1 protein-coding gene is annotated in these 4,648 nt (G+C 74.0%); it reads left to right on the top strand.

The annotated features are described in order from the left end of the window. Window positions 1-4,648 (top strand): amino acid adenylation domain-containing protein (locus ACFWEP_RS14260; protein ID WP_387369895.1); only part of this gene is annotated, 4,648 nt, incomplete at both ends.

Raw genomic sequence — 4,648 nt, forward strand, 5'->3', positions numbered from 1 at the left:
ACCTCGGGGCGGTTCGTGGCGGACCCGTTCGGCGAGGGCGGCACGCGGATGTACCGCACCGGGGACCTGGTGCGGTGGAACCCCGAGGGGAACCTCGAATTCCTCGGCCGCACCGACGACCAGGTCAAGATCCGGGGCTACCGGATCGAACTCGGCGAGATCGAGGCGGTACTCGCCGACCACCCGCAGGTCGCACGGGCCGTCGTGATCGTCCGGCAGGACCACGCCCAGGACTCCCGGCTGGTCGCCTACCCGGTGCCCGTCACCGGCGCCGAGCTCCGGCCCGAGGACCTGCGCGCACACCTGCGCGAGCGGCTGCCCGACTACATGGTGCCGACCGCGTTCGTCCCGCTCGACGCCCTGCCGCTGAACACCAGCGGCAAGGTCGACCGGCGTGCCCTGCCCGAGCCTGCGACCGCGGCACCGGCCGGCCGGGAACCGCACACTCCCGCCGAACACGTGCTGGCCGGGCTGTTCGCCGAGGTGCTCGGCCTGCCCCGGGTCGGCGCCGACGACGACTTCTTCGACCTCGGCGGACACTCCCTGCTCGCCACCCGGCTGGTGGCCAGGGTCCGTACGACTCTGGGCGTCGAACTGCCGCTGCGCACCCTCTTCCGCACCCCGACCGTGGCAGGGCTGGCCGCCGGACTGGGCGGCGCGGACCGGGCCCGGCCCGCCCTGGAGCGAGGGGAGCGGCCCGAACTGGTGCCGCTGTCGTCCGCCCAGCGCAGGCTGTGGTTCCTGCGCCAGTTGGAGGGCGCCGACTCGGTCTACAACATGCCGCTCGCCTGGCGGCTCCGGGGACCGCTGGACCTGACGGCCCTGGAAGCGGCGCTGGGCGACCTCGTCGACCGCCACGAAACCCTGCGCACGGTCTTCCCGAGCGCGGACGGTGTGCCGCACCAGCGGGTGCTGGCCGTGGGGGAGGCGCGTCCGAGGGTGCCCGTCACCCGGACCGGCGAGTCGGACCTGCCGGGACTGCTGGCCGGGGCGGTGGCGCGCGGATTCGACATCGCGGCCGAACCCCCGCTGCGCGCCGAGGTGTTCGCGCTCTCGGCGGACGAGCACGTGCTGCTCCTGGTGATGCACCACATCGCCGGTGACGGCTGGTCGCTGGGCCCGCTGGCCACCGACCTGGCCACCGCGTACGCGGCGCGCCGGGAGGGCGGGGCGCCCCGGTGGGCACCCCTGCCCGTGAGTTACGCCGACTACACCCTGTGGCAGCACCGGCTGCTCGGTGATCCGGCGGACCAGGACAGCCTGTCCGCCCGGCAGACCGCCTACTGGACCCGGACGCTCGCGGAGCTGCCGGAGCAGATCCGGCTCCCCGCCGACCGCAACCGCCCCGCCACCCCGTCCTACACCGGCGGCCACCTGGCGATCGAACTGGACGCCGAACTCCACGACGGGCTGCTCCGGCTGGGCCGGCAGCACGGCGCCAGCGTGTACATGGTGCTGCAGGCCGCCCTGGCCTCGCTGCTGGACAAGCTCGGCGCGGGCACGGACATCCCGGTCGGCAGCCTCATCGCCGGCCGGACCGATCAGGCGCTGGACGACCTCATCGGGTTCTTCGTCAACACCCTGGTGCTCCGCACGGACACCAGCGGCGACCCGTCCTTCGCCGAGCTGCTGGACCGGGTCAAGGAGAGCGCGCTCGGCGCGTACGCGCACCAGGACCTGCCGTTCGACCACGTGGTCGAGGCCCTCAACCCGTCCCGGTCGCTCGCCCGCCAGCCGCTGTTCCAAGTGCTGCTCGCGCTGCAGAACGTGCCGAGCACCGAGTTCTCGCTGAGCGGCCTGGACACCGGGATCGTCCTGGTACGGACGTCCACGGCCATGTTCGACCTCGGCTTCCACCTGCTGGAGCGCGGCGGCAGCGGCGGGGCGGCCGAGGGCATCGTCGGCCGGGTCGAGTACAGCAGTGACCTGTTCGACCCCGCCACGGTCCAGACCCTGGTCGCCCGGTGGCTGCGGCTGCTCGCGGCCGTGGTCGCCGCACCGGAGCGCCCGCTGAGCCGGATCGACGTGCTCACCGCCGAGGAGCGCCACGAGCTGCTGGTCGACCGCAACGACACCGCCCGTGCCGTCCCCGACGCCACTCTGCCCGCCCTCTTCGAAGCGCGGGTCCGGGCCACTGCGGACGCCCCGGCGGTGCTGTGCGAGGACACCGTGCTCACCTACCGCGAGTTGAACCGGCGGGCGAACCGCCTGGCCCACGCGTTGATCGCGCGGGGTGTGGGCCCGGAGCAGGTCGTCGCCCTGCGGCTGCCCCGTTCGCCCGAGTTCGTGGTCGCCGTCCTCGCGGTGCTGAAGACGGGCGCGGCGTACCTGCCGGTCGACCCGGACTACCCGGCCGTCCGTATCGAGTACATGCTGCGGGACGCCGCTCCGGCCGTGGTGCTCGACGACCTCGCGGCCGTCACACCGTCCGGCCCGCTGCCGGAGCACGATCCCGCCGTCCCGGTCGATGCCCGGCACCCCGCGTACGTCATCTACACCTCCGGCTCCACCGGCAGGCCCAAGGCCGTGGTGATGCCCGCCGGCGGGCTGCTGAACCTGCTGGACTGGCACCACCGGGTCGTCGGCGGCGAACCCGGCACGCTTACCGCGCAGTTCACCGCGATCAGTTTCGACGTCTCGGTGCAGGAGGTGCTCTCCGCGCTGCTGTACGGCAAGACCCTGGTGGTGCCGACCGAGGAGCAGCGCCGCAGCTCCGAACTGTTCGCCCACTGGCTGGACCGGCACCGCGTCGAGGAGCTGTTCGCGCCGAATCTGGTGATCGAGGCGCTGGCCGAGGCCGCCGAGGAAGCGGGGCTGGACCTGCCGCACCTACGACTGGTCGCGCAGGCCGGAGAGGCGATGCGGCTGGGCGGTGCCGTGCGCCGCTTCCAGGCACGCCGCCCGGGCCGGGTGCTGCACAACCACTACGGGCCCGCCGAGACCCATGTGATCACCGCCTACACGCTGCCGGCCGACCCCGCCGACTGCCCGCTGCCGGTGCCGATCGGGCTCCCGGTCGCCAACTGCCGCGCCTACGTCCTGGACCCGGCCCTGCGGCCGGTGGCCCGCGGTGTGCCGGGCGAGCTGTACCTCGCCGGAGCGGGGCTCGCCCGCGGCTACCTGAACCGGCCGGGGCTGAGCGCCGGACGCTTCGTCGCCGACCCGTACGGTCCGGCGGGCACCCGGATGTACCGCACCGGCGACCTGGTGCGCTGGCGTGCCGACGGCGAGCTGGAGTTCGCCGGCCGGATCGACCACCAGGTCAAGGTGCGCGGCTTCCGGATCGAGCCGGGCGAGATCGAGGCCGAGCTCACCGCGCACCCGGGCGTCGCCCAGGTCGCGGTGCTCGCCCGGGAGGACCGGATCGTCGCCTACGTCGTGCCCTTCGCCGTCCCCTCCGACGGGGCGGGGACCGGGGCCGGTGCGGGGGCGCTGGCCGCGTACCTGCGCGACCGGGTGCCCGCGTACATGGTGCCGTCCGCGTTCGTCCTGCTCGACGCGCTGCCGCTGACGCCGAACGGCAAGCTGGACCGAGCGGCCCTGCCCGCTCCGGAGCCCGCCACGGCCGCGGGCGGCCGGGCGCCGCGCACGCCCCAGGAACAGATCCTGTGCGAGCTCTTCGCCGAGGTCCTGGGACTCGCCCGGGTCGGGGTCGAGGAGGACTTCTTCGCGCTGGGCGGGCACTCCCTGCTCGCCACCCGGCTGGTCTCGCGGGTCCGGGCGACCCTCGGGGTCGAACTGGAGCTGCGCGCGCTGTTCCGGAACCCGACCCCGGCCGGGATGGCGGCCGGACTGCACGACGCCACGACCGCACGGCAGGCACTGGTGCCCAGGCCCCGCCGCGAACCGATGCCGCTGTCGTTCGCGCAGCGCCGGCTCTGGTTCCTCCAGCAGTTCGGGGCGCCGAGCGCCACCTATCACATGCCGCTCGCCCTGCGGCTGTCCGGAGACCTCGACCGGGGCGCGCTGAGCGCCGCGCTCGTGGACGTCGTGGCCCGGCACGAGACCCTGCGCACGGTCTTCCCGCACGCGGGCGGAATCCCGCACCAGAGGGTGCTCGGCACCACCGAGGCCGCCGTCCCGCTGACCGTGCGCACGGCCGGCGAGAAGGAGGTACGCGCCCTCCTGCGGGAGTCGGCGGTGCGCGCCTTCGACCTGACCACGGAAGTACCGCTGCGGGCGGAGCTGTTCGCCGTCGCCCCCGACGAGCACGTGCTGCTGCTGGTCATGCACCACATCGTCGGGGACGGCTGGTCCATGGGCCCGCTCGCCCGCGACCTGGCCGCCGCCTACACCACCCGGCAGGCCGGCGAGGCACCCGCATGGCCGCCGCTGCCGGTGACCTACGGCGACTACACCCTGTGGCAGCACGAGATCCTCGGTGACGAGAACGACGCCGACAGCGTGTTCACCCGACAGGTCGCCTACTGGAAGCGGACGCTGGCCGGCCTGCCCGAGCAGCTCCACCTGCCCGCCGACCGGCCGCGCCCGGCCGTCATGTCGTACGGCGGCGATCTGCTGGAACTCCGGATCGATGCCGAACTGCACGCGCGGCTCCTGGAGTTGGCGCGACGATCGGGAGCCACCCTCTTCATGGTGCTGCAGGCGGCTTTGGCGGCGCTGTATACGCGGTTGGGTGCGGGGGAGG

Origin of the sequence: Streptomyces sp. NPDC060198 (assembly GCF_042728415.1) — a bacterium.
In the GTDB taxonomy this organism is placed as follows: Bacteria; Actinomycetota; Actinomycetes; order Streptomycetales; family Streptomycetaceae; genus Streptomyces.